Here is a 24,117-nt window from a genome sequence, read left to right as displayed (position 1 = left end):
TCTCACAGAAAAGAAAAAGCCCGCAAAAGGGGCTTTGAAAAAGAGAAACCGCCCTGTACAGTTTTCCTGTATAAGGGCGGTTTCCTTTTATAAGTTATAAGAAAGAGATTTACCTTGGTAAAGTTTAGTCTTCTTCTGCTTTTGCTCTTGCTGCGATTTCTTTTTCCTGAATATCAGAAGGAGCCTGCTCATAACGGGCAAATTCATAGGAGAAGTTTCCGCTGCCGCCTGTCATGGAACGAAGGTCTGTAGAATATCCATAAATGGAAAGCATCGGAACATCAGCCTCGATCACTGTGTTTCCTTTATGATCTGTGTCTGGATTCATTCCCAGCACACGGCCTCTCCTCTTATTCAGATCACCCATAACGTCTCCTGTAAATTTGTCAGGAACACTGACTTTCATGGAAACGATAGGCTCTAAGAGTACCGGTGAAGCTTCCATAAAGCCCTTCTTGAAGGCCTGGATAGCAGCAGTCTTAAATGCCATTTCCGAAGAATCTACCGGATGATAAGATCCATCATAAAGTGTAGCCTTTATACCAACTACAGGATAAGAAGCCAGAGGTCCCTTTACCACAGATTCCTGAACACCTTTTTCTACTGCAGGGAAGTAGTTCTTTGGAACGGCTCCGCCTACAACGGTCTGTTCAAATACATAGGGAGTTTCCAGATCTCCGGATGGCTCAAAGATCATCTTAACATGTCCATACTGACCATGGCCGCCGGACTGTTTCTTATATTTTGCTTCTACATCTGCTTTCTTCCGGATGGTTTCTTTAAATGGAACCTTAGGTTCAGAAAGAACAATGTCTACTTTATAACGTTCTTTTAATTTACTAACAACGATATCCAGATGCTGCTCACCAATTCCATAGAGCAAAGTCTGGCGGTTCAGGGAGTCATTTACAACTTTCAAAGTCAGGTCTTCCTGCATCATTCTGCTCAGAGCCTGTGATACCTTATCCTCATCACCTTTATTCACGGTCTTATATCTCTTATAAGTATATGGTGTGGAAATCTCAGTTTTGCCATAGAGGAGCGGGGTATTCTTTGTAGCAAGGGTGTCTCCTGTGGCTACAGTACTCAGTTTTGCAATAGCGCCGATATCCCCTGCATGAAGTTCCGGAACTTCCAGCGGCTTGGAGCCTTCCAGAACATAAAGCTTATTCAGTTTTTCCTCTGCTTCTTTGCCTGTGTTGTAAAGGGTATCATCTCCTTTGATAACGCCGGAGCATACCTTGACCAGAGAATATTTGCCCAGGAATGGGTCTACGATAGTCTTAAATACATAAGCAGATTTTGCTTTTGTGAAATCGTAATCTGCCTGATAGATTTCATTTGTCTTGGAATTCATACCTGCACAGGTTCTCTGATCCGGGCTTGGGAAGTATCCGCAGATATCATCCAGCAGATTTGCCACGCCCTGAATATTGATAGTAGAGCCCATACATACAGGAATGATGCTGCCTTCAGAAATATTCATCTTCAGTGCTGCGGAAACCTCAGCTACTGAGAATTCTTCGCCGGCGAAATAACGGTCCATAAATTCCTCGCTGATCTCTGCCACAGATTCCATAAGGATTTCGTGATATTTTTCCAGATACTCCTGAAGATAATCCGGCACCGGGCATTCTTTTTTCTTGCCTCTGTCGATATATTTTCTTCCGGCCTGTTTTACGATATTTACATATCCTACAAATTTTCCTTCCTCACGGATGGGCATATGGATAGGAGCGATCTTCTTTCCGTACATCTCTGTAAGATCCTCCACTACCTGACGATAGCTGACATCGTCAATATCCATCTCTGTAACAAAGAACATTCTCGGAAGTTTATATTTCTCGCAAAGCTCCCATGCTTTCTGGGTTCCTACCTGAATGCCGTCCTTACCGGAAACCACGATAATAGCTGCATCTGCCGCTGCAACAGCTTCTTCCACTTCCCCCACAAAGTCGAAATAGCCTGGCGTATCCAATACATTGATTTTTACCTTACCCCATATGATTGGTACAACAGATGTTGAAATTGAAAACTTTCTCTTTATCTCCTCTTTATCATAGTCGCTCACGGTGTTTCCATCTGTCACTTTCCCCAAGCGGCTTGTAATACCTGATAAATAAGCCATCGCTTCTACCAGACTCGTCTTACCGGCACCGCCATGGCCGAGCAGGACCACATTTCTAATTCTGTCGGTTCTAAAAACGTCCATATGTAATACCTCCCAAACTTAATATGTGTATATTCTACTAAAAATTTCTCAACAATTCAAGTATTTCATTCAAATTAGACAAGGTTTTTACAAACCATTTCTGAAATCACAGGGTATTCTGCCCTACTTGTTGTAAATCCTCTTTATTTTTCACTTTAAAGCACTAAACTGTTGACATTTTTCAACACCTATCATAAAATTATTACTATTGGTAGTCAGCAAAACTGGTACATGAACCCAGGTATCAGCTTATCAGCTCTCTGCATGTCAGAATATTAAGTTTCAGAAGGAGTACACATTTAAATGGAAACCACCACCATAGGTTTTATCGGACTGGGGCTCATCGGAGGCTCCATTGCAAAAGCGATTCGAAAATTTCATCCGGATTACCAGATCCTGGCCTATAACAGGACCAAAGAGGTTCTGGAGGACGCAGTCTTTGACGGCATTGTGGATATCCCCTGCACAGAACGGGATACCCGTTTTGCTCTCTGCGATTATATCTTTCTCTGCGCCACAGTAGATTATAATCTGGAGTGTCTCCCCTGGCTGAAAGAAACCATACGGCCAGGCTGTATCCTCACAGATGTAGGAAGTGTAAAAGGAGAAATCCACCGTCAGGTCACTGCTCTTGGCATGGCGGGCAATTTTATCGGTGGTCATCCCATGGCCGGCAGCGAAAAAACAGGTTATGAATATTCTACCGATCACTTAATTGAAAATGCTTATTATATCCTTACTCCATCGGAGGAAGCGGGACTTGATAAAATCGGTGCTTATACAGAACTGGTTTCCTCTATCGGAGCCCTGCCTATAATCCTGTCCTGGGATGAGCACGACTTTATCACTGCCTCTGTCAGTCATCTGCCTCATATTGTAGCAGCCTCTCTGGTAAACGTAGTAAAGAAACTGGATTCTCCTCAGGAGCATATGAAGACCATTGCCGCCGGAGGATTTAAGGATATTACCAGGATTGCCTCTTCTTCTCCTCATATGTGGCAGCAGATCTGCCTGGAGAACCCGGAGTATATTTCCAGAGTCCTGGATGAGTATATCCGGCAGATTGTCCAGGCCAAGTATCTGGTAGACCAGAGAGATGAGAACGGTCTCTATGAAATGTTTGCCCAGTCACGGGAATACCGGAATTCTTTCAGTGACGCTCCCAGCGGTCCTCTGAAAAAATCTTTTACCTTATACTGTGATGTGGTAGACGAAACAGGCGCCATTGCCACCATTGCCACGATTCTTTCCATGAACAATATAAGTATTAAAAATATCGGCATTGTCCACAACCGTGAGTTTGAAGACGGCGTTCTCCGAATCGAATTTTATGAAGAGGAAGCCCAGAAGCTTGCTGCAGAGCAGCTTAAAAAGCGAAATTATATTATTTACGAGAGGTAGAAAAATCTATGAAATTCAGCAAATCAGCTCCATTAAAAGGGGAAGTGACGGTTCCGGGAGATAAATCCATCTCCCATCGCAGTGTAATGCTGGGCGCTCTTTCCAAGGGTACCACCAGTATTACTAATTTTCTGGAAGGCGCGGACTGTCTTTCCACTATAGACTGTTTTCAGAAAATGGGAATTGAAATCGAGAAAAAACCGGGTGAAATCCTTATCCATGGAAAAGGACTCCACGGCCTTACTGCTCCTTCTGATATTCTGGACGCAGGCAACAGCGGCACAACTGTCCGTCTCCTCAGCGGTATCCTGGCAGGCCAGAATTTTCAAAGTGCTCTGACCGGGGACGAATCCATTCAGAAGAGGCCTATGAGACGAATTATCACTCCTCTTACCGCTATGGGCGGAAATATAAAAAGCATCCGTGGCAACGACTGTGTACCCCTGGAGATCCAGGGCAGCCCTCTCAAAGGGATTCATTATAATTCCCCGGTAAGTTCCGCCCAGGTGAAGTCCTGTGTGCTTCTTGCAGGTCTTTACGCCGATGGGCCTACCAGTGTTACAGAGCCATTCCTTTCCAGAAACCATTCTGAGTTAATGCTCCGCTCCTTTGGGGCCACAGTGACAAGCCAAAATACAACTGTAACTATTGAACCGGAACCTGCTCTCACCGGCCAGGAAGTCCAGGTACCGGGAGATATTTCTTCCGCTGCCTATTTTATAGCCGCAGGTCTTCTGGTGCCAGGCTCTGAAATCTTGATCAAGAATGTGGGAATCAATCCTACCAGAGACGGAATCCTACGGGTATGCCGGCAGATGGGCGCCAATATCCAGATTTTAAATCAGCGTGAGCACTGTCAGGAACCGGCGGCAGATCTTCTTGTAAAATACAGCTCCCTGAAAGGTACTGTGATACAGGGAGAGCTGATTCCCACTCTCATCGACGAACTTCCTGTCATAGCGGTAATGGCTGCTTTTGCAGAAGGCGTCACAGTGATCCGAGATGCCCAGGAACTGAAAGTAAAAGAATCTAACCGCCTGGATATTATGGTCCATCATTTACAGGCTATGGGGGCCGATGTAACGCCTACAGAAGATGGTATGATCATTAAAGGAGGCCCTCTTCTCCACGGAGCCCAGCTGGACAGTCATCTGGATCACCGGATTGCCATGTCCTTCGCTGTAGCAGGGCTGGCTTCAGAAGGAGAGACAGAGATTACCCAGGCAGATTGTGTAAATATCTCTTATCCAAACTTCTACGAAGACCTTCAAAGTCTTCAGCATTAAAAAAGAGGACTGCTGTCCCCAGTGAAGATGTCCCGGAATTTTCCGGCTCTTTCCTGCTACAGCAGTCCTCTTTTTTTCAATTCTTTTTCCACTGTTGGATATCTGCCGATATCTGTATGGGGAATGGCCTCTGCCGCCACCATGAGATGCAGGAAATTGTCTACGGCCCCAAACTGGATATAGGTCATCTTATCCAGGATTTTCTCTACCGCTTCCTTAATCTCTTTATGGAGAAGCATTTTCCTTGCGCCGGCCAGAGAACTGTTTCCCGGAAGAAGAAGCCTGTCTCTGGGAATATCCGGATAAAGCCCTACAGTAATTCCAGCCTCTTTAGAAATATGGGTTCCAAAGGCTCCTGCCACATAAAAGCGCCCAATATCCTTCATTTCCAGTCCTACTTCTCCCATCATATATTCTACCATGGTCCCGGCTGCGGCTTTTGTCTTCAGAAACTCTTCTATATCCTTCTGGAAGAAAAAGAGGCCGGGCCCATATTCGGCAGCCAGTTCTCCTTCTACTTTCCGGATTTTTTCAGAAGCTTCCTCCACATAACGGCCTCTTACATCAATCCAGCCATTGAGAAACATCTCAGCCAGCAGATCCACAATACCGGAACCGCAGATACCTGCCGGCGCCCTTTCACCGATCACATGAATCTGTACCTGTCCATTTTCTATATGAACCCGGTCCACGGCTCCCGGTTCCGCCCGCATACCTGTTTTTACTACACCGCCTTCCAGAGCCGGTCCTGCAGCTCCTGCACCTGCCACCAGGAAATCCTTATTTCCAATGACCAGTTCTCCGTTAGTCCCGATATCCAGAAAAACCGAAATCTCTTCCCCTTTGTATATTTCTGTTTCTACTATACCGCTTAAAATATCTCCTCCCAGATAGTTCGCCTGTCCAGGATAACCATATACATATCCTTTTAAAGGAAAGCCCAGGTCCACGGCTCTATAGCAGTCCGGTTTCAGGGTGCGCACCGCGTAAGGGGCGGAAAATGCGCAGAAAGCGTCCAGACCATAGAGAAAATGCATCATCGTAGTGTTTCCCGCTATGACCATAGATGCACACTGCTCCCCGGAGATTCCGGTATCCTGCTCCATTTTTTCAAATAGTTCCAAAAAGCTGTCTACTGTGGCTTTCCTGATTTCTTCCAGCTTCTGAGGATTATCCTTTCCGTAAAAAATTCTTGTAAGAATATCTTCTCCATAGGCGATCTGATGGTTAAACACAGACTTCTGCCAGAGAACTTTCCCCGTATTCATATCTACCAGCTCTCCGGCTAAAATCGTACTCCCCAAATCCGCACAGAACCCATAATGTTCATCTGAAGTATCTCCCGGTTCTATATTTGCCAGCTCCCAGCTTTTCCCGTTCCATACAAGAAGCAGTGTAATCTTCCAGTCCGCCTGGCAGCAGAGAGGATATAGTTTCTTTAAGACCGGAAGGCTGCAGCTGACTTCTCCATATTCCCCTCTCAGAGCCCTCAAAATCCGCTCCTGATCCGAGACATTATCCTCCTGGCTTGGAGGCGTCAGTTCCAGATAAATTTTCCGGCTCCAGCCCTCTGGCTTTTTCTCTGTTTCCATTCTCTTCTCCTTTTCTGTCCTTCATCTTTCTATCCCTTCCAGCTGTCTTATGCTGGAAAAATCCTACCCTCTCTGTACAGGGACACACAGGCCTCTTGTTCAGAGAGGGTATATATTTTGCTTTATATAGATTTTAAATTTATAAGGCGAAATACCTGTTCTGCCGTATCAGACAGATTCTGCCCTGCAGTCTCCGGCTCCATAGCTTCTTCCAAAGTGGAGGTTCCCCTGACAACAGGGAAAAATGCATCGATTCCTTTTTCATTGCATTTTACTGCATCTCTGGTCACACTTCCTGAAAAGGCAACTACAGTCTTCCCGTATTTTTTTGCAAGGCTGGCTACTCCTACAGGCGCTTTTCCCATAGCCGTCTGTCCGTCAAGGCGTCCTTCTCCGGTAACAACCACATCTGCATCTTTCACGTAATCTTCCAGTCTGGTTTCTTCCAGAATAATCTGTATCCCTGATTCCAGAACACTGTTTGTAAAAGTAAGAAAAGCAAAGCCCAGGCCGCCTGCTGCTCCGGTCCCCGGTTTTTCCGGGTCTGCCTGAGGAAAAGTTTTTCCAGCCAGCTCTGCATAAGCACCCAGCCATTTATCCATCTTGTCGATCATTTCCGCATCTGCCCCCTTCTGAGGGCCATAGATGGCGCTGCTGCCCTGAGGTCCGCACAGAGGATTTTCCACATCACAGGCAACACGGAACTCACATTCCTTTAACTGGGGAAGAACTTTTTCGTCTTTGATGGCTGACAGCTGTTCCAGCCCTCTGGCCCCCAGAGGAACCTCATTCCCTTCAGCATCCAAAAATTCATAACCCAGAGCCTGGAGCATCCCCACTCCTCCATCATTGGTAGCACTGCCTCCGATTCCCACCAGAAATCTTCTGCATCCCTTTTCAACAGCATCTTTTATCATTTCTCCTACTCCATAGGTAGTGGTATAGAGAGGATTTCTCATCTGGTCCGGAACCAGAGTAATTCCTGCTGCCGCAGACATTTCGATTACCGCCGTGTTCTCTCCTACAATTCCATATTCTGCCTCTACCGGATTTCCAAGAGGTCCTGTAACTGTCACTTTACAGGTACGTCCTCCCATTCCCTGGACCAATGCTTCTACGGTTCCTTCGCCTCCATCTGCCAGCGGTCTGATCTCTACCTGTGCCTGAGGATTACTTTTCAATATTCCCCTTTTTGCTGCCTCTCCTGCCTCCAGAGAAGACAGGCTCCCTTTAAATGAATCAATCGCAATCACTACTTTCATACCCTTACTCCTTGTCTGGTTCTTCTGTTCTTTCAATCTCTTTGATTATAAAACGAATCCTTTCGCAGTTCAACGTATTTTCTTGTTAAATAATATCTTGACAATCTTGGAAGGTTCTGCATATAATGGTACTGCTAAAATTCCATGTGGATTTTTCTGGGAGCATCCCATTTTTCGCCACATAATCGCCGTCGGTGATTATGTGGCTTTTCTTTTGCTCATAGCGGCGGTAAATATTATTACACAAGGAGTGATAAGAAAAATGAACGAAACTTTTATGAAGGAAAAACCAGTATTCTCTCTGATCTTATCCATGGGATTTCCTATGATGATCTCTATGCTGGTGAATTCTCTGTACAATATTGTAGACAGTTTTTTTGTGGCAAAGATCAGCGAAGACGCCATGACGGCCCTATCCCTGGTCTATCCTGTCCAGAACTTTATCAATGCCATCGCCATTGGTTTTGGCGTAGGGATCAATGCCGTCATTGCATTTTATCTGGGCGCTTCGGAAAAAGAAAAGGCCAACCGGGCGGCTACCTGGGGACTTGTTCTGGCTCTGTTCCATGGATTGCTGCTGGCTGTTGGATCCATTGCCCTAATGCCTGCCTTTCTCCGGATGTTTACTTCCCAGGCTTCTCTCTTTGATCTGGGCATGCGCTATTCCATGATCGTATTTGCCTTTTCTCCCATAATTACTCTGGGGATTTCTTTTGAAAAAATCTTCCAGTCTACCGGCCAGATGACCGTCAGTATGGTCAGTCTTATGGCTGGATGTATCACTAATATTATCCTGGATCCCATCATGATCTTCGGCCTTGGTCCCTGCCCGGAAATGGGAATCGAAGGAGCAGCCCTGGCCACCGGGCTGGGACAGGTAGTATCCCTTGTGATCTATCTGGGAGTCTATTTTTCAGGGACCCTTCCTCTCCATATCGGGATTCAGCATCTGGTGAGGGAAAAGGGGCTTACGGCCCGGTTATATTCCATTGGCATTCCGGCTTCTCTGAACATCGCCCTTCCATCCCTGCTGATTGCCTCCCTGAATGTGATTCTGACTTCTTTTTCCCAGATTTATGTAACGATCCTGGGAATTTACTATAAGCTCCAGACTTTTTTATATCTTCCTGCCAACGGCATCATCCAGGGGATCCGGCCTCTGGTAGGGTATAATTACGGTGCAAAGGAATATCACAGAGTAAATAAAATTTATCTCACTACCCTGGCTATTGACGGCTGTATCATGGTTATCGGAACCGTCATCTGTCTTCTGATCCCTGATCAGCTTATGGGACTGTTTACAGAAAATCCTCAGACTATAGAAGCAGGAAGCCTGGCCCTTCGGATCATCAGCGGAGGTTTCCTTGTCTCCACCTTATCCATCACCTCCTGCGGCGCCCTGGAAGGCCTGGGAAAGGGAACCCCTTCTCTCATTATCTCCCTGCTCCGCTATGTGGTGATCATTATCCCCGCTGCTTTCCTCCTTGGCAGAGCTTTTGGTCCTGCAGGAGTCTGGAATGCATTCTGGATTGCAGAAGCTGTGACCGGGGTGATTTCTGTGTTTATCTACCGCAGAGCAGTCAGGAGCCATTAACATCAGCTGCTTGCGTAAAAGACGCTATGGCATAAAACAACCCCCGGAAATGCCCATTTTATCAGCATTTCCGGGGTTCTGTCTGTTCTTATTCAATAATCATAGCATCTCCAAAGCTAAAGAACCGATACCTTTCCTTCACTGCCTCTTCATAGGCCGCCAGGATATGTTCCTTTCCTGCCAGTGCAGACACCAGCATCAAAAGGGTGGATTCCGGCAGATGGAAATTAGTGATCAGAGCATCAATCATCTTAAACTGATATCCCGGATAAATAAAAATTTCCGTCCAGCCGCTCTTAGCCTGAAGGATTCCATTCTCATCTGTAGCAGATTCCAGGGTCCTGCAGCTTGTGGTTCCTACAGAAATAACTCTTTTTCCCGCCTTCTTCGTATCATTGATCAGCTTCGCCTGGTCTTCTTCCACCACATAAAATTCCGAGTGCATATGGTGGCTTTCTACATCGTCTACCTTTACCGGACGAAAAGTTCCCAACCCTACATGAAGGGTTACATGAGCAATCTTCACACCCTTTTCCTCTATCTGGTGAAGAAGTTCCTGAGTAAAATGAAGGCCTGCTGTGGGAGCTGCCGCACTGCCCTCATGTTTTGCATAGACCGTCTGATACCGGTTTTTATCCTGAAGCTTATGGGTGATATAAGGAGGCAGAGGCATCTCTCCCAGCTTATCCAGGATTTCCTCGAAAATCCCCTCATATTCAAAGCGGATCAAACGGTTTCCTTCCTCTACGATATCAATAACCTCTCCGATCAGAAGGCCATCGCCAAAACTGATCCTGGTTCCCACTTTCGCCTTTTTCCCCGGTTTTACCAGAGTCTCCCAGATATTGTCTCCCTTTCTCTTTAAAAGCAGGATTTCTATGCCGGCCTCTGTGCCGATCTTGCTTCCATAAAGCCGGGCAGGGATTACCTTTGTATCATTGATTACCAGGCAGTCTCCCGGATTCAGGTAATCAATCACATGCTTAAAGTCTGTATGGGTAATTTCTCCTGTTTTCTTATCCAGGTGCATGAGCCTGGAGGAGGACCTGTCTGCAAGAGGGTCCTGGGCGATCAGCTCCTCCGGCAGGTCATAATAAAAATCTGATGTTTTCATAATCTATTCCTATCTTCCAAATACTCTGAGACCAAAAGAGTTTTCCTGCCGCTGTATTCTAACCTGGGACATCAGTCCCTGTTTTGGCAGTTTCTGCTCTGGTCTGCAATGTCTTGTTATATATCATCAGGCAGGATTTGTCAAGCAGTTCAATGATAATACACCTTATCTTCCTCCAGCAGCGCTGCCTTTCCTTCCCGGACTTCCACTATGTTCACACAGCAGTTAGGCGGCACTTTCCCATGCCAGTAATTTTCCAGCCCTTCTTCCTTATATACATTGTGGAGAAGGGCCCGTATGGCACAGCCATGGGATGCGATAAGCACCGTCTTGTCCTGAAGTTCTTTTCGGGAGGTAATGTCCTTCCAGAAGTCCTTTGTTCTCTGAAGAATATGAGGCAGGGGTTCTCCTCCTTCCGGGGGAATATACTTTTCCGGGTGATGGAAAAAGTTGTCCAGCATTTCCTGGGGAAGAAGGGCGGAGTCCTTCCCCTCCCATACGCCGAAGGAAATCTCCCGGATCCTTTCGTCATCATAAATAGGGATTTCCCGTTCTCCCAGCACCAGCTTGGCCGTGTCCCTTGCTCTTTTTAAGGGGCTGGTGAAACAGCAGGAAAAAGGCACCTCTTTCAGTGCCTTTCCCGTAATCTCAGCCAGGGCTGTCCCTTTTTCATTTAGTTCTGTGTCTGAAGCGCCCTGAAGCCGCCTCTGGACATTCCAGCAGGTTTCTCCATGTCGTACAATATAAATCTTCACTTATACATACTCCTTTTATGCCCGGCTGCATCTCAGTCCGTTTTTATTTTCTCAGCTCGATTCCCAGTCCTTCCAGACCATTCAGGATTTTCTTCATAGCTGCATTTACATCGGCATCTTCCAAAGTCCTGTCCTTAGCTCTGAAGGTTACAGAGTAGGCCATAGACTTATAGCCCTCCTGGATCTGGCTTCCTTCATAAATATCGAAAAGTTCATAGCTCTCCAGGATCTTGCCTCCCCTCTGGGCAATGATATGCTCAATCTGGCCTGCCAGAATATTTTTCGGCACCACCATACTGATATCGCGGCTCACTGCAGGGAATTTTGCGATTCCTTCATACTTTCTGTCAAAGGTAGCAAACTTCATGATAGAGGGCATATCCAGCACAGCTACATAAGCTCTGTCGCCAATTCCATAGGAGGCTGCAACAGTAGGATGCACCTCTCCCATATAACCGATAACAGTTCCTTCATAGACAATATTTGCCTGGCGTCCCGGATGAAGGAAGGTCTTTCCTGCATTGGGGTTATAGTCTTCCTTGCTGCTCATACCGATCTTATCCAGGAATTCCTCTACCACGCCTTTCATGGTATAGAAATCTCCATCCCCGTACATACCCAGAGTAAAGATCATTCTCTCATCAGGCAGCTCTGTTAATGGAAGAGCCTTTGGAATATAGATATTTCCCATCTCATACAGGCGGACATTCTTATTTCTTCTCTTGTAGTTAGTTCCCAGAGAAGTGAGCATACCGTTTAAGGAAAGGGTACGCATAATGCTGAAGTCTTCTCCCAGAGGATTTGCGATCACAATGGCCTTTCTGTGAGGATCATCTGCGGGCAGCAGAAGCTTGTCAAATACTTTAGGGCTCTCAAAGGAATAGCAGTATCCCTGAGAAAATCCGTTGAACTCTGCCATATCTCTGGCTGTCTGCTGGATACGCAGATCAAAAGGCAGTTTTCCCGTAGTAGCCTCTCCCTTTGGAAGAGTGGTAGGAATATTATCATAACCATAGAATCTTGCTACTTCCTCTGCCAGGTCTGCGGTACGGAAAATGTCATGGCGGAAAGTAGGCGCTACGATTTCATTAGTCTTCTCATCATATGCCAGTTCTACTCTGTTAAAATACTCCAGCATTTCCTCTTTGGACAGTTCTGTACCCAGAAGGTTGTTGATCTTCTCCGGCTCGAAAGGAACCCGTACAGGCTCTTTCTTTGTGGTGTATACATCCACCATTCCTCCTACGACTTCGCCGCAGCCGAATTCTTCCACCAGCTGGCAGGCTCTGTCAATAGCTGCCTGGGCATTATTGGGATCCAGACCTTTCTCGAACTTTCCGGAAGCGTCTGTACGAAGCCCTACCTTTTTGCTGGAAAGACGGATATTTACTCCGTTGAAATTAGCTGCCTCAAAAAGTACAGTGGAAACGTGGTCTGTGATCATAGAGTTCTCTCCTCCCATGATACCTGCCAGACCGATAGGCTTTTCACCGTCGCAGATCATCAGCACAGAATCATCCAGAGTTCTCTCCTGGCCGTCCAGGGTCACAAATTTTTCTCCGTCCTTTGCCCGGCGGACAACGATTTCCTGTCCTGCAACTGTATCCATGTCATAGGCATGCATAGGCTGTCCAAACTCTTCCATAACGTAATTGGTAATATCTACCAGGTTGTTAATGGGGCGGATGCCGTTGGCTGCCAGACATCTCTGCATCCATTTTGGAGAAGGTCCGATTTTTACATTTTTTACCACTCTCGCACAGTATCTTGGGCACAATTCTGTATCTTCCACAGTAACCTTTACATAGTCATGAGCGTCTTCGCTGTTTCCCTTTACCTCAACTACAGGAGGAACGAATTTTTTATTAAAAGTTGCCGCAGCCTCTCTTGCAATACCGATAACACTGTAGCAGTCCACTCTGTTGGAAGTAATCTCATATTCAAAGATCACGTCGTCCAGTCCCAGAGCGTGGATAGCGCTTTCTCCCACTACTGCGTCTTCAGGGAAAATATAAATTCCATATTCCGGAGCTTCGGGATAAAACTCTCTGGTAGAGCCAAGCTCTTCAATGGAGCACATCATTCCATAGGACTCCACGCCTCTTAATTTTCCAGCTTTGATCTGGATACCGCCGGGAGTCTTCTTACCATCGTGTCCCCCTGCAACTCTTCCGCCTTCCAAAACTACAGGAACCTTGTCTCCCTCTTTTACATTAGGAGCTCCTGTTACGATCTGAATGGTTTCTGTTCCAATATTTACCTGGCAGATAATGAGCTTGTCTGCATCTGGGTGCTTTTCGATCTTCTCAATCTGACCAATGACAATTTTGTCCAGGTCAGCGTCCAGCTTCTCATAACCTTCCACCTTTGTTCCTGACAAAGTCATGGCATCTGTATATTCCTGGGCTGTCACATCCAGGTCCGGCACATATTTTTTAATCCATGATAAAGATGTATTCATTCTCTTCTCTCCTCCTAGAACTGACGTAAGAATCTTGTGTCATTCTCATATAATAAACGCATGTCGTCAATTTCGTATTTCAGCAGAGCAATACGCTCCAGACCTACGCCGAAAGCAAAGCCGGTGTACTCATTGGGATCAATGCCGCACATTTCCAGTACATGAGGATGTACCATACCGCAGCCCAGAATCTCAATCCAGCCGGAACCTTTACAGAAACGGCAGCCTTTACCTCCACACTTAAAGCAGGATACATCCACTTCTGCACTGGGCTCTGTAAACGGGAAATGATGAGGACGGAATTTTGTCTTTGTCTCTGGTCCGAAAAGTTCCTTTGCAAACTCTTCCAGCGTTCCCTTTAAGTCAGCAAAGGTAATATTTTTATCAATAACCAGTCCTTCGATCTGGTGGAAAGAAGGGGAATGGGTAGCGTCTACTTCGTCTGAACGGAACACACGTCCCGGGGAGATCATACGGATAGGCAGCTTGCCCTGCTCCATAATTCTGGCCTGTACCGGTGAGGTCTGAGTGCGGAGAAGGATGTCCTTTGTGATATAGAAGGTATCCTGCTCATCCTTTGCAGGATGTCCCTCTGGAATATTCAGTTTCTCAAAGTTGTATTCATCATATTCGATTTCCGGGCCTTCCACTACCTCATAGCCCATACCGATAAAGATTCTCTCTACTTCTTCCAGGGCGATGGTATTGGGATGTCTGTGTCCCGCCTCCATTTTCTTTGCAGGAAGGGTTACATCAATAACCTCTTCTCTCAGCTTCTGCTCCAGAGCTTCTGCCTCCAGCTTCTGCTTTGTCTCTTCCAGGAGAGCTTCGATTTTCCCTCTGGCCTCATTGACCCACTGGCCTACCTTTGGACGGTCTTCAGGAGCCACATCCTTCATGCCTTTTAAAACCGCTGTCAGCTCACCTTTTTTTCCTAAAAACGCCACACGGACTTCATTAAGTTTATCCAGAGCTCCGGATTCCCGAATCTGTCTCGCAGCTTCTTCCTGAATTTGCTTTAACTTTTCTTCCATGATAATCTCCTTTTCTTAATTTGATACTGATACCCTCCGCTGCAGCGGAATACTTACGGAGTTTTTTATAACGCAGCCGTAGAACAAAGTGGGCAAGCCCACCTCAGCTCCCCCTCCCCTCAATCTTGAGGGACTTGAACACTTTGCGCACCGCCGCAATACCGCAAAGCGGTAACATACCTCATTGCGGCGTGTGCATCCTGCCCGGAGGGCTTTTTATTCTATAGGACAGTCCGGAGGACTTTCCTATAGAATAAAAAAGCTCCGTCCCCAAAAGGGACGAAGCAAAATATCCGTGGTACCACCCTTGTTCCCGCCGTAAACGGCAGGCACTCTTTTCTGTTTAACGCACAGCAACGGCACAACCTACTGGGTTTCAGAAGTGCGGCTCCGGTGTGAAACTCAATATTTATCTGAACTGAGGAAAGCTTTCAGCCGGTGACTCTCCCTCTCTGGCAGAAAATAAATATCTACTGGCACCTTCACAGCCTTTGTTTATGTCTGTACCCTATTGTAGCCATTTTGACAGTCTGTGTCAAGAATTTCTTTTTTCTTTCTTCTCTTCTTGTTCCTCTTCCTTCGTCTCTTCTTCATCCTCCTCCCTGGTCAAAAGCTGGTACTCCTTCCGAACAGCCTCTATTGCACTCTGATGTATCCAATGGAACTGCTCTTCAAAATAATAGTTTACCTGGGCTCCGATCATTACAAATATCATGCAGAAATACATCCACAGCAGAATCAATACAATGGTTGTCATGCTTCCATACATATTGGCCGCATTATTGAAAAAGTCCAGATAAATAGAAAAGAAAAAAGAAAAGGTTGACCAGCATACGGCAGAAAGCACAGCTCCCGGCAGCTGGCTACGAAATGTAGCCTTTCGGTTAGGAATGAATTTATACAGCATCAGAAACACAAGGGACAAGAGGCCAAGGGAAATCAGCAGTCTCATACTGATAATTGTGGTCACCAGCCTATCCAGAAAAGGAAACCTATTACTCAGTTCCCGCTGAAGACTGTTTCCAAATACCTGAAGTATCAAAGTAAGGACAATGGCGATTACAAAAATCAGTGTATAAATTACAGAGCGAATTCTGGTAACAATAAAATTACGGGTCTCCTGTACCTGATAGATAGTATTAAATCCATTTGTCAGCGCCTGGATTCCTTTTCCTGCAGACCAGAGAGCAATCAACGCAGAAATCGGCACCACACCCAGAGATTTGGCATAAACTTCTCCTACAATCCCTCGGATAAATCCCTCAAAGTTCTCAGGAAAAACCTGCATTACCACATTGATTACTTCTTCCCTGGTCAGAGGCGTATACTTTATGGAAGTCATGAGAAGGAGCATAAAAGGGATAAAGGAGAGAATAATAAAATAGGCAGCCTGAGCAGCATATGCCGACATATGCTTTTCGCTTAAATTCACTGCAAATCCCTGTATAAATTTCACCGCTTTTTTTATTTTTTCCACACCATCATCCCCTTTGTTTTTCACGAATCCCCGGCTTTTACAATATCATTAATATTCCCAATTTCCACATCTTTATAAAAATAAGTCAGAATTTCCTGATAATTTTTCCCTGCATCCGCCATTCCTTTGGCACCGTTCTGGCTCATGCCAACGCCATGACCATATCCTCCTCCCAGGACTTTATAACCCGTGAGGCCGCCCTTTTCATCTCTGAGCTCCTGGAGAGTAAAATATGCGCTGGGAAGGAGAGAACTTCCCATAACCTGGGAACCATCCTGTCTGGTAATAGACAGTCCTTTTGGTGCAAGGGCCGTCCGAATATCATATTCACTATGTATTTCCTTATCTCCCTGGTCTGTATGGATTACCAGCTTCAGCACACCGCTGTCATTTTCTTCTTCTCCTGTCTCCACTCCAGATACAGAGGATACGCCTTCAAACATCCCCTGAACATTTTCCAGTATCTTTCCCAGAGAAAGGTCCACTTCCCATTGATACCAAGGTTCCTGTGAGTCATAGGTGCACTCCACACTTTGAAGATATGAAGAAGGGGCAGAGGCTGCCCAGACCTGATCCGTACTGGTCTTTCCATGAGACGTAGAAAAATAGTATGCGTTAATAGGGGAACCATTATTTAAAAGAATTTCCCCGGCGGTTTCCCTTACTGCCTGGCTGGCAGCCTCCGCTTCTCCACTGTTCTGATATACCTGGTAAGAAACACTGTCATCCACCTGGGCTCCCAGATTTTCCAGGGAGCTGTTCATCATCTGGACACAGGCATAAGTCCTGGCACAGACCGCCTGGGCTTTCAGTGCCTCTCCAGGATAAGTGGCGGGCATTTCACTGGGCACCACTCCATAAAGATATTCTTCCAGGGGAAGGGTATTCACCAGTCTGAGACCGTTCTCATCCCGATACACAGTCAGACTTCCCCGATAAGAAGGCGCCCCCTGGCCTCTGGATAAAGAGATTACCTTCATGCAGGCCTTATCTTCTCCGGGAGAGAGGGTATAGCTCCCCTCTCCCAGCTGGGCGCTGTCTCCTGTAAGTTCCAGAGTGTCCCCTGTCTGATAGGTTTCTCCGCCGCTGCCCTGGCAAGTCCCCTGAAATTCTATTGTAATCCCGTCATGATAATAGCTGCTGTAGCCATTGTCCATGATCAGCACTCGAATCGGCAGCTCCTGTCTTTCTTCTTCAGTGGCGGCATTTTTCTGTCCGGCAGTTTCTGCTGCCCCAGCCACTTCTGTAATGGTATCATTGGCCAGCTCCTGAATACTGTCCTTCAGGGAAGAAACCACTTCAGCCGCACTGGCCCATTCATTTTCTTTCAGAGCAAACTCTTTTAAAATCTCAGATTCTGCAGTTTCTCTCTCCTCACCTGCTTTCCCTGCACACCACACGATCAAGATTCCCACAAGAGCCGCCAGTATGATTAAAATTTTCCATTTCATTTTATCTTTCCAGTCCATACTTCCAATATATGAAATTTTTTCAAAAGTGAGAACACTCCCACTTTTGCTCTTTCCCATCAAAGAAAAAAGCTGTCCGGAACCCCATAGAAGCTATGGAATCCCGAAACAGCCCAATTGGCTCATTGCTCGCGGGAATTAAATTCCTGCATCAAGCTTTTACAGAAAACTTATATACAGTTGTTGTATCATACTTTTCTCCGGCTTTCAAAACAGAGCTCTGGAAAGAAGCCTGATTGCAGGCATCAGGATAGTACTGTGTTTCCATACAGAATCCGCCCCGTTTCTGATAAACACATCCATTTTTTCCTTTTTCATTATCAATAAAATTGCCGATATAAAACTGCATGCCCGGAAGATCTGTATATACTTCCATGACAATACCGCTTTTCTCATACTCCGCAACGGCAGCTTTTCTCATGGAGCCTTTCTCTCTTGTCAAGGCATAGTTATGGTCATATCCACCGCCAAATTTCAGCTGTTCAAAGTCCGCCTCTAAATCTTGTCCAATTTTCTTAGGCTCCCGGAAATCCATAGGCGTTCCCTCTACCGGAGCAATCTCTCCTGTGGGGATAGCTTCTGAATCAGATACAGGTGTGTACTCTGGAGCCAGAATCTGCACTTTATGTTCCAGCAGGGCTTCTGAGCCGGCCTCATGTCCTGCCAAATTAAAATAGGAATGATTGGTCATGTTTACGATGGTATCCTGATCTGCTTCACCTTCATAATGAATCTGCACTTCATTCTCATCTGTTAATGTATAGGTAACCTCTGTATGGAAATTGCCTGGAAATCCCTGGTCCATATCTGGACTGGAAAGAGCGAAGACAACGGAATTCTTTTCCTCATCTACTGCCTTCACCTCCCATATCCGGGTACGATACCAGTCCGGTCCGCTGTGAAGGTTATTTTTATTATCGTTGACTGCCAGCTGGTATTCCTTTCCATTTAAGGTAAATCTGGCGCCTCCGATACGATTTCCATTTCTTCCGATCACCGCCCCGAAATGGCAGGAATTGTCATAATATCCCTCTGCGCTGTCATAGCCCAATGCTACATCCAGCATTTTTCCATCTCTGTCCGGCACAAGAATATTTACCAGAGTCGCGCCAAAATCGCTGACTCCTATACTCATGCCATTGGCATTTTTAATTTCATACAAAAAAACTTCCCGGTTGTCCGGGCTTTTACCAAACGGTTTTTTCACGATCCCCATAATATGTATTTCTCCTTGAACAAAAATAAATGTCCCAAAGTGCCGTTTCCCATCTTCTGACTCCTAGCCTAAGCCAGGTGGGCAACCGCAACCGGCGCGCTGTCTTCCGCTGCATAATGACGGCCTGACATTGAAACCGGCAATATAGGAATCCCGTTTAAAGTAATGTAGGTTCAAAAATAATGGGAGCGTCGAACACCCCAGGACTTTTTCTAATTTTTATTATACTCTAGTATATGGATTATTTCAACAAAAATGCATATCTGTCTCAGGGAAATTTAACCTTGTTTTTACACAGATCTTATTTTCCTGTACATATTCCAGGCAGATTTTCCGCACTTCCTCCATGGCTTCTCTGGTATTTTTTTCCTCATACTCCATCCGGTCAATACACCTATTTATATAATCATTTTCCTGGATGAAACGGAAACTGGAAGGAAAATTCAAATTGAAAATAAAAGCCAGATAGGAAATCCACATATCAAGGTGAGTTTTTCTTTCTTCTCTATACACACATCTGTGCTCTCTCACTGCCTGAAGTACATTCTCAGAAACCCCTTCCCTCTGGATTTCTTCCCTGGTAAGATCAAAATGAGCCTCCAGACTGTCCACAGATTTTACCCGGAAGTTATCCAGTTTATCTGCATCTCTGATAATCTTACAGTGGAGAAGGGTCCTTGGGTCCTGAACTTCTGGAAGACTATACAAAGAGTGAAAAGCAATGGCCTGTCTGATGATATCATCATAATCTCCGGATAAAATAAATTTACGAATCTCTCCTTCTTCAAAAAGCAGCCGGACGCCAAACATGGCATGGTCAAAGCGATTGTCATCATAACTATTATAGACTTTCAGCTGTTCAAATCTTCCAATATCATGAAGAAGGGCAATGAGAAGAGCCAGTTCTCTGTCTTCTTCTCCCATTCCTTCCCTGCTGCAGATATAGTCTGCCGCCTTTACCACGCCAAAAGTATGTTCCTGCTTTAAGCGGATTTTGGAATTTTCCAGGTCAAAATTCCGAAGATATTTTTCAAACTCCAGCTTGGCATGATCAAAGTCAATTTTTCCCATGGTGTGCCTCCGTTTTTTCTCTGTCCCCTAAAAAGAGAAAGGTAATATTCTATCTCTCTTTCCAAACATTTCCGTCACTGGATCTTCAATATCTTCTTTACCACTTCCGGCATTTCTCCTGCTTCCGCCACTGTATTATGGCGCACCGGCGCTGTACGGATTTCATCTATGGCTCTGGGAATCTTTACTCCTGAAATCTTTTCCAGTTCATCTGCCAGAGCAAAATCATCCATATCTCCATATTTTTTATCAATAGCAGTCATAACACTTCTGGTAAATTTATACGGACTTGCCGTAGAAGCAATCACTGCAGGCTTATCATCTCCTGTTTCAGTCAGATATTTCTCATAAACCTCTGCTGCTACAGCTGTATGAGTATCCAGTACATACTGATTATCCTGATAAAATCTGCGGATGATCTCTGCAGTTTCTTCCTCTGTGGCATAATTTCCGTAGAATTCCTTTAATCCTTCTTCCATCTGAGGAGTAATCTGATAAACGCCTTTTTCTGTCAGTTCGTTCATCAGCTCCCGGTTCTTCTCACTGTCTTCTCCTGCGATCCGGTAGATCAGCCGTTCCAGATTGCTGGAAATCAGGATATCCATAGAAGGTGAGGATGTAAGGATAAAGTCTCTGTTCCGGTCATAGCAGCCTGTGCGGAAGAAATCAAACAATACTTTGTTTTCATTAGAAGCACAGATAAATTTCCCATAGGGAATTCCCATCTGTTTTGCATAATAGGCAGCCAGAATATTTCCAAAATTTCCAGTAGGCACTACTACATTGATCTCTTCTCCTTTTTGAAGCTCCCCTCTCTCCATCAGCTTCACATAGGCATAGACATAGTAAGCCACCTGAGGAACCAGACGTCCGATATTGATAGAATTAGCAGAAGAAAACTGATACCCGGCCTGGTCAAGCTCTTTTGCCAGTTCTTTATCATTAAACATTTTCTTTACGCCGGACTGGGCATCATCAAAGTTTCCGGTAATGCCCACCACATAAGTATTTTCCCCTTTCTGGGTCACCATCTGTTTCTCCTGAACAGGGCTGACGCCATTCTTCGGGTAGAATACAATAATCTTTGTCCCCGGTACGTCTGCAAAACCTGCCATAGCAGCCTTTCCCGTGTCTCCTGATGTAGCTGTGAGGATCACGATCTCATTCTTCACCTGGTTTTTCTTAGCAGCAGTAGTCAGCAGGTGAGGCAGGATAGACAGAGCCATATCCTTAAAAGCTATAGTTGGTCCATGGAAAAGCTCCATGATATAGGTGTTCCCTTTCTTTACCAAGGGAACGATCTCCTCTGTATCAAACTTGCTGTCATAAGCATTCTCGATACAGGATTTCAGCTCTTCCTCTGTAAAATCTGTCAGAAAACGGCTCATAACTTCATAGGCGATCTCCTGATAGTCCATCTTTGAGAGAGTATCCAGATCAACATCCAGTTTTGGGATATTGTCCGGTACAAATAATCCTCCGTCATCAGACAGTCCTTTCAGAATTGCCTGAGATGCTGTAATCTTCTCTCCTGTTCCTCTTGTACTCTTATATAATACCTGCATGTTCTGTATCCTTTCTTTAGGGGTATTTATAAAACGTATGAACCCCATGCTTAAATAAATATTTCAGATCACTTTTAAACCATTTTACATTATCCTGGTCTGCAGTAGATTCCTCTACAAAATACAAGGCTCCCTGGGAATAATCTTCCCCATCAATGGCCCTGTTTACTGCTTCTCTGGTTTCCTCTGACACTGTTACTGTATGGATCCTGCCGTCTACAGTAGGCGAAAACTGAGGGCTTCCCGCCACATTCTGCCACACAACTTCTGTAACCGTAGATGGGAACTCCGGATGTTCTATCCGGTTAAAGATTACATTAGCCACCAGGATTTTTCCTATATCATCTTCTCCTCCGGCTTCTGCCTCTACGATTTTCAGAAGAGTTTCATAATCTTCATCTGACATAGTCAGATGTTGTTCTGACATGCCAATAGACTCATTCTTCAAAAGTTCCAGATTTTCTGAACCTTTTTCTGCAAAATCCAGATGAGAATCCAGTTCTCTCTTACTTACCCTCTGACCTACAAGGACAACTTCAAAGGAGGTTCCCACCTTCGTCACTTCCGACTGGGCCTCCTGTCCAGCCAGAACGCCCTGGATAATGGACCCCAGCCCGCAGACCTCGTCCTCCTCTGGGTCAGCCTCTTCCTGCCGTTCCTCCTTTTGTTTCGGAGTTTCTTCTTGATTCTTTCCCTGGGCATGAACACTATTACAGGAAAAAGATATAGCTGCCACAGCAATGGCTCCCACTACAAAAACAGCTTTGTCCCGCCTGCTTTTCTTGGATATTTTCCGTCTCCCCGCCCATTCTGACACACGCTCTATAAGACAGTGGATGCCGGCTAAAATTGTACAAATAATATTCATACTCTTTTTTCCTTTTGTTTTCTATTGTCACAATTCCTTCAAAAGGTCTCTCTTATTTTTTTAATTATCTGTTATTGATGGCTGTCACCAGAGCATCAATTGAAGCCCGGATAATATCGGGGTCTACTCCCGCGCCCCAGGCCAGACTTCCATCTGGCTTCCGGATTCCCACATAAGCGATAGCCTTGGAACTGGAACTCTGCTCCAGAGCATGCTCCTGATAAGTTACCAGGTCATACTGGAAATCATAAGCTTTCTTCAGGGCATTGCTCACTGCATTGAGGCGTCCATTTCCGGCAGCTTCTGTGGTAATGGACCTTCCGTTAAACTCTGAGGTCACCTGGGTAGTGATCCCGTCCTCTTTCTGCTGGAAATGCACCTCTGTGATATCCAGAGGAGATTTTACATTCTCAAAAGTCTTCTTAAACAGTTCAAAAATTTCCTCAGGTTTCAGTTCCTTCTGAGTATGATCAGATACAGCCTTAGCGGTATAACCCATGGCTTCTCTCATCTTGGCAGGCAGGTTCAGACCGTACTTGGTCTCCAGGATATATCCCACACCGCCCTTGCCGGACTGGCTGTTGATACGGATAACATCTGCGTCATAATTTCTTCCCAGGTCTGTCGGATCAATGGGAAGATATGGCACAGTCCAATGATCCGGCTTTTTCTCCTCCAGCCAGTGCATACCTTTTGCAATGGCATCCTGGTGAGAACCGGAGAATGCAGCAAATACCAAAGCGCCGCTGTATGGACTTCTCTCGTTGATCTTCATGCCGGTAAATTCTTCATATTTCTCACTGATCTGTGTCATGTTGCTGAAGTCCAAATTAGGTTCCACCCCTTGAGAATACATATTCAGAGCCAGGGTAACAATATCTACGTTTCCTGTTCTCTCACCGTTTCCAAAAAGGGTTCCCTCAATCCTGTCAGCTCCTGCCAGAAGTCCCATCTCCGCATCGGCCACACCGCAGCCTCTGTCATTATGAGGGTGGAGGGATACTACTACATTATCTCTGTATTTCAGGTTCTTGCACATATACTCAATCTGGCTGGCGTAAACATGAGGCATGGAGTGCTGGACCGTAACCGGCAGATTGATGATGGCTTTCCTGTCTGCAGTGGGCTGCCATACATCTAATACAGCATTGCATACTTCCAGAGCATACTCCGGCTCTGTACCTGTAAAACTTTCCGGGCTGTACTCAAAACGGTAGTCTGCATCTGCCTCCTCTGTAAGTTCTTTCAGAAGAACTGCTCCATCCACAGCGATCTTCTTGATCTCTTCTTTGGATTTTCTAAACACCTGCTCTCTCTGGGCTAAAGAAGTAGAATTGTACACATGTACAATGACATTCTTCGCTCCTTTTACTGCTTCAAAAGTTTTCTTGATAATATGCTCTCTGGCCTGAGTCAGTACCTGGATGGTCACGTCGTCAGGAATCAGGTTTTCTTCAATTAGAGTACGGAGGAAGGTATATTCCGTTTCAGAAGCGGCAGGAAATCCCACCTCAATCTCCTTAAATCCGATTTTCACCAGCATTTTGAAGAATTCAATCTTCTGTTCCAGGTTCATGGGGATCACCAGTGCCTGGTTTCCATCCCGCAGATCCACGCTGCACCAGATCGGTGCATGATCTACATAGTCTTTCTCAGCCCAGTCCAAACATTTCACCGGGGGAAGAAAATACTGCCTTTTGTATTTACCGCAATTTTTCATTCTTCAATTCCTCCCATTCC

General features: G+C 45.6%; 17 protein-coding genes, 1 other RNA gene and 1 other annotated feature. Of the genes, 3 read left to right on the top strand and 15 right to left on the bottom strand.

The window, feature by feature from the left end; translation table 11 throughout:
* Positions 1-124 precede the first annotated feature (124 nt).
* On the bottom strand, positions 125-2,212 hold the full coding sequence (locus tag B5G33_RS03770) for an elongation factor G (RefSeq protein WP_087271120.1): 2,088 nt from the start codon (positions 2,210-2,212) through the stop codon (positions 125-127).
* 303 nt (positions 2,213-2,515) lie between these two features.
* On the opposite strand from B5G33_RS03770, the gene B5G33_RS03765 reads away from it, so the two are divergent.
* Complete coding sequence (locus tag B5G33_RS03765; protein ID WP_087416804.1) at positions 2,516-3,613, top strand: prephenate dehydrogenase; 1,098 nt, start codon at positions 2,516-2,518, stop codon at positions 3,611-3,613.
* An 8-nt stretch (positions 3,614-3,621) separates the two neighbouring features.
* A complete protein-coding gene (gene aroA / locus B5G33_RS03760; RefSeq protein WP_087416803.1) occupies positions 3,622-4,899 on the top strand; it encodes a 3-phosphoshikimate 1-carboxyvinyltransferase in 1,278 nt (425 codons plus the stop codon).
* A gap of 56 nt (positions 4,900-4,955) precedes the next feature.
* Here the strand turns inward: aroA and B5G33_RS03755 are convergent, their stop codons facing one another.
* Positions 4,956-6,491: an ASKHA domain-containing protein gene (locus B5G33_RS03755; RefSeq protein ID WP_087416802.1), complete on the bottom strand. Its 1,536-nt coding sequence runs from the start codon at positions 6,489-6,491 to the stop codon at positions 4,956-4,958.
* Between the two features lie 122 nt (positions 6,492-6,613).
* Entirely contained in the window at positions 6,614-7,753 is a 1,140-nt protein-coding gene (locus B5G33_RS03750; RefSeq protein WP_087416801.1) for a glycerate kinase family protein, read from the bottom strand.
* Between the two features lie 262 nt (positions 7,754-8,015).
* Between B5G33_RS03750 and B5G33_RS03745 the strand changes: the two genes are divergently transcribed.
* On the top strand, positions 8,016-9,347 hold the full coding sequence (locus tag B5G33_RS03745) for an MATE family efflux transporter (RefSeq protein WP_087416800.1): 1,332 nt from the start codon (positions 8,016-8,018) through the stop codon (positions 9,345-9,347).
* A gap of 88 nt (positions 9,348-9,435) precedes the next feature.
* Here the strand turns inward: B5G33_RS03745 and queA are convergent, their stop codons facing one another.
* From queA to B5G33_RS03685, 12 genes are all read right to left on the bottom strand, one after another.
* Complete coding sequence (queA, locus tag B5G33_RS03740; protein WP_087416799.1) at positions 9,436-10,461, bottom strand: tRNA preQ1(34) S-adenosylmethionine ribosyltransferase-isomerase QueA; 1,026 nt, start codon at positions 10,459-10,461, stop codon at positions 9,436-9,438.
* A 149-nt stretch (positions 10,462-10,610) separates the two neighbouring features.
* Positions 10,611-11,216: a histidine phosphatase family protein gene (locus tag B5G33_RS03735; RefSeq protein ID WP_087416798.1), complete on the bottom strand. Its 606-nt coding sequence runs from the start codon at positions 11,214-11,216 to the stop codon at positions 10,611-10,613.
* Positions 11,217-11,259: 43 nt separating this feature from the next.
* Positions 11,260-13,677: a phenylalanine--tRNA ligase subunit beta gene (pheT, locus tag B5G33_RS03730; RefSeq protein ID WP_087416797.1), complete on the bottom strand. Its 2,418-nt coding sequence runs from the start codon at positions 13,675-13,677 to the stop codon at positions 11,260-11,262.
* A gap of 14 nt (positions 13,678-13,691) precedes the next feature.
* A complete protein-coding gene (gene pheS, locus B5G33_RS03725; RefSeq protein ID WP_087271149.1) occupies positions 13,692-14,711 on the bottom strand; it encodes a phenylalanine--tRNA ligase subunit alpha in 1,020 nt (339 codons plus the stop codon).
* Between the two features lie 272 nt (positions 14,712-14,983).
* Positions 14,984-15,206, bottom strand: a binding site (T-box leader).
* Between the two features lie 40 nt (positions 15,207-15,246).
* On the bottom strand, positions 15,247-16,188 hold the full coding sequence (locus B5G33_RS03720) for a YihY/virulence factor BrkB family protein (protein ID WP_242971320.1): 942 nt from the start codon (positions 16,186-16,188) through the stop codon (positions 15,247-15,249).
* Between the two features lie 20 nt (positions 16,189-16,208).
* A complete protein-coding gene (locus B5G33_RS03715; RefSeq protein ID WP_242974486.1) occupies positions 16,209-17,657 on the bottom strand; it encodes a SpoIID/LytB domain-containing protein in 1,449 nt (482 codons plus the stop codon).
* A gap of 151 nt (positions 17,658-17,808) precedes the next feature.
* The gene (locus B5G33_RS03710) at positions 17,809-18,873 is read right to left on the bottom strand and encodes an aldose epimerase family protein (protein ID WP_087416795.1); all 1,065 of its coding nucleotides are present in this window, start codon (positions 18,871-18,873) and stop codon (positions 17,809-17,811) included.
* Positions 18,874-18,900: 27 nt separating this feature from the next.
* Positions 18,901-19,083: non-coding RNA, 6S RNA (gene ssrS, locus B5G33_RS03705), on the bottom strand.
* Between the two features lie 36 nt (positions 19,084-19,119).
* Positions 19,120-19,944, bottom strand: a complete 825-nt coding sequence (locus B5G33_RS03700) for an HD domain-containing protein (RefSeq protein ID WP_087416794.1) — start codon at positions 19,942-19,944, stop codon at positions 19,120-19,122.
* Positions 19,945-20,018: 74 nt separating this feature from the next.
* Complete coding sequence (gene thrC, locus B5G33_RS03695) at positions 20,019-21,509, bottom strand: threonine synthase (RefSeq protein ID WP_087271163.1); 1,491 nt, start codon at positions 21,507-21,509, stop codon at positions 20,019-20,021.
* A gap of 16 nt (positions 21,510-21,525) precedes the next feature.
* The gene (locus B5G33_RS03690) at positions 21,526-22,377 is read right to left on the bottom strand and encodes a cell wall hydrolase (RefSeq protein WP_087271166.1); all 852 of its coding nucleotides are present in this window, start codon (positions 22,375-22,377) and stop codon (positions 21,526-21,528) included.
* 64 nt (positions 22,378-22,441) lie between these two features.
* Complete coding sequence (locus B5G33_RS03685; RefSeq protein WP_087271168.1) at positions 22,442-24,097, bottom strand: 2-isopropylmalate synthase; 1,656 nt, start codon at positions 24,095-24,097, stop codon at positions 22,442-22,444.
* Positions 24,098-24,117: the final 20 nt, after the last annotated feature.

It is taken from the genome of Blautia sp. An81 (assembly GCF_002161285.1).
Classification (GTDB): Bacteria; Bacillota; Clostridia; order Lachnospirales; family Lachnospiraceae; genus Blautia; species Blautia ornithocaccae.
Note: the sequence above shows the minus strand (reverse complement) of the source record. Positions and strands in the feature narration are given on the sequence as shown.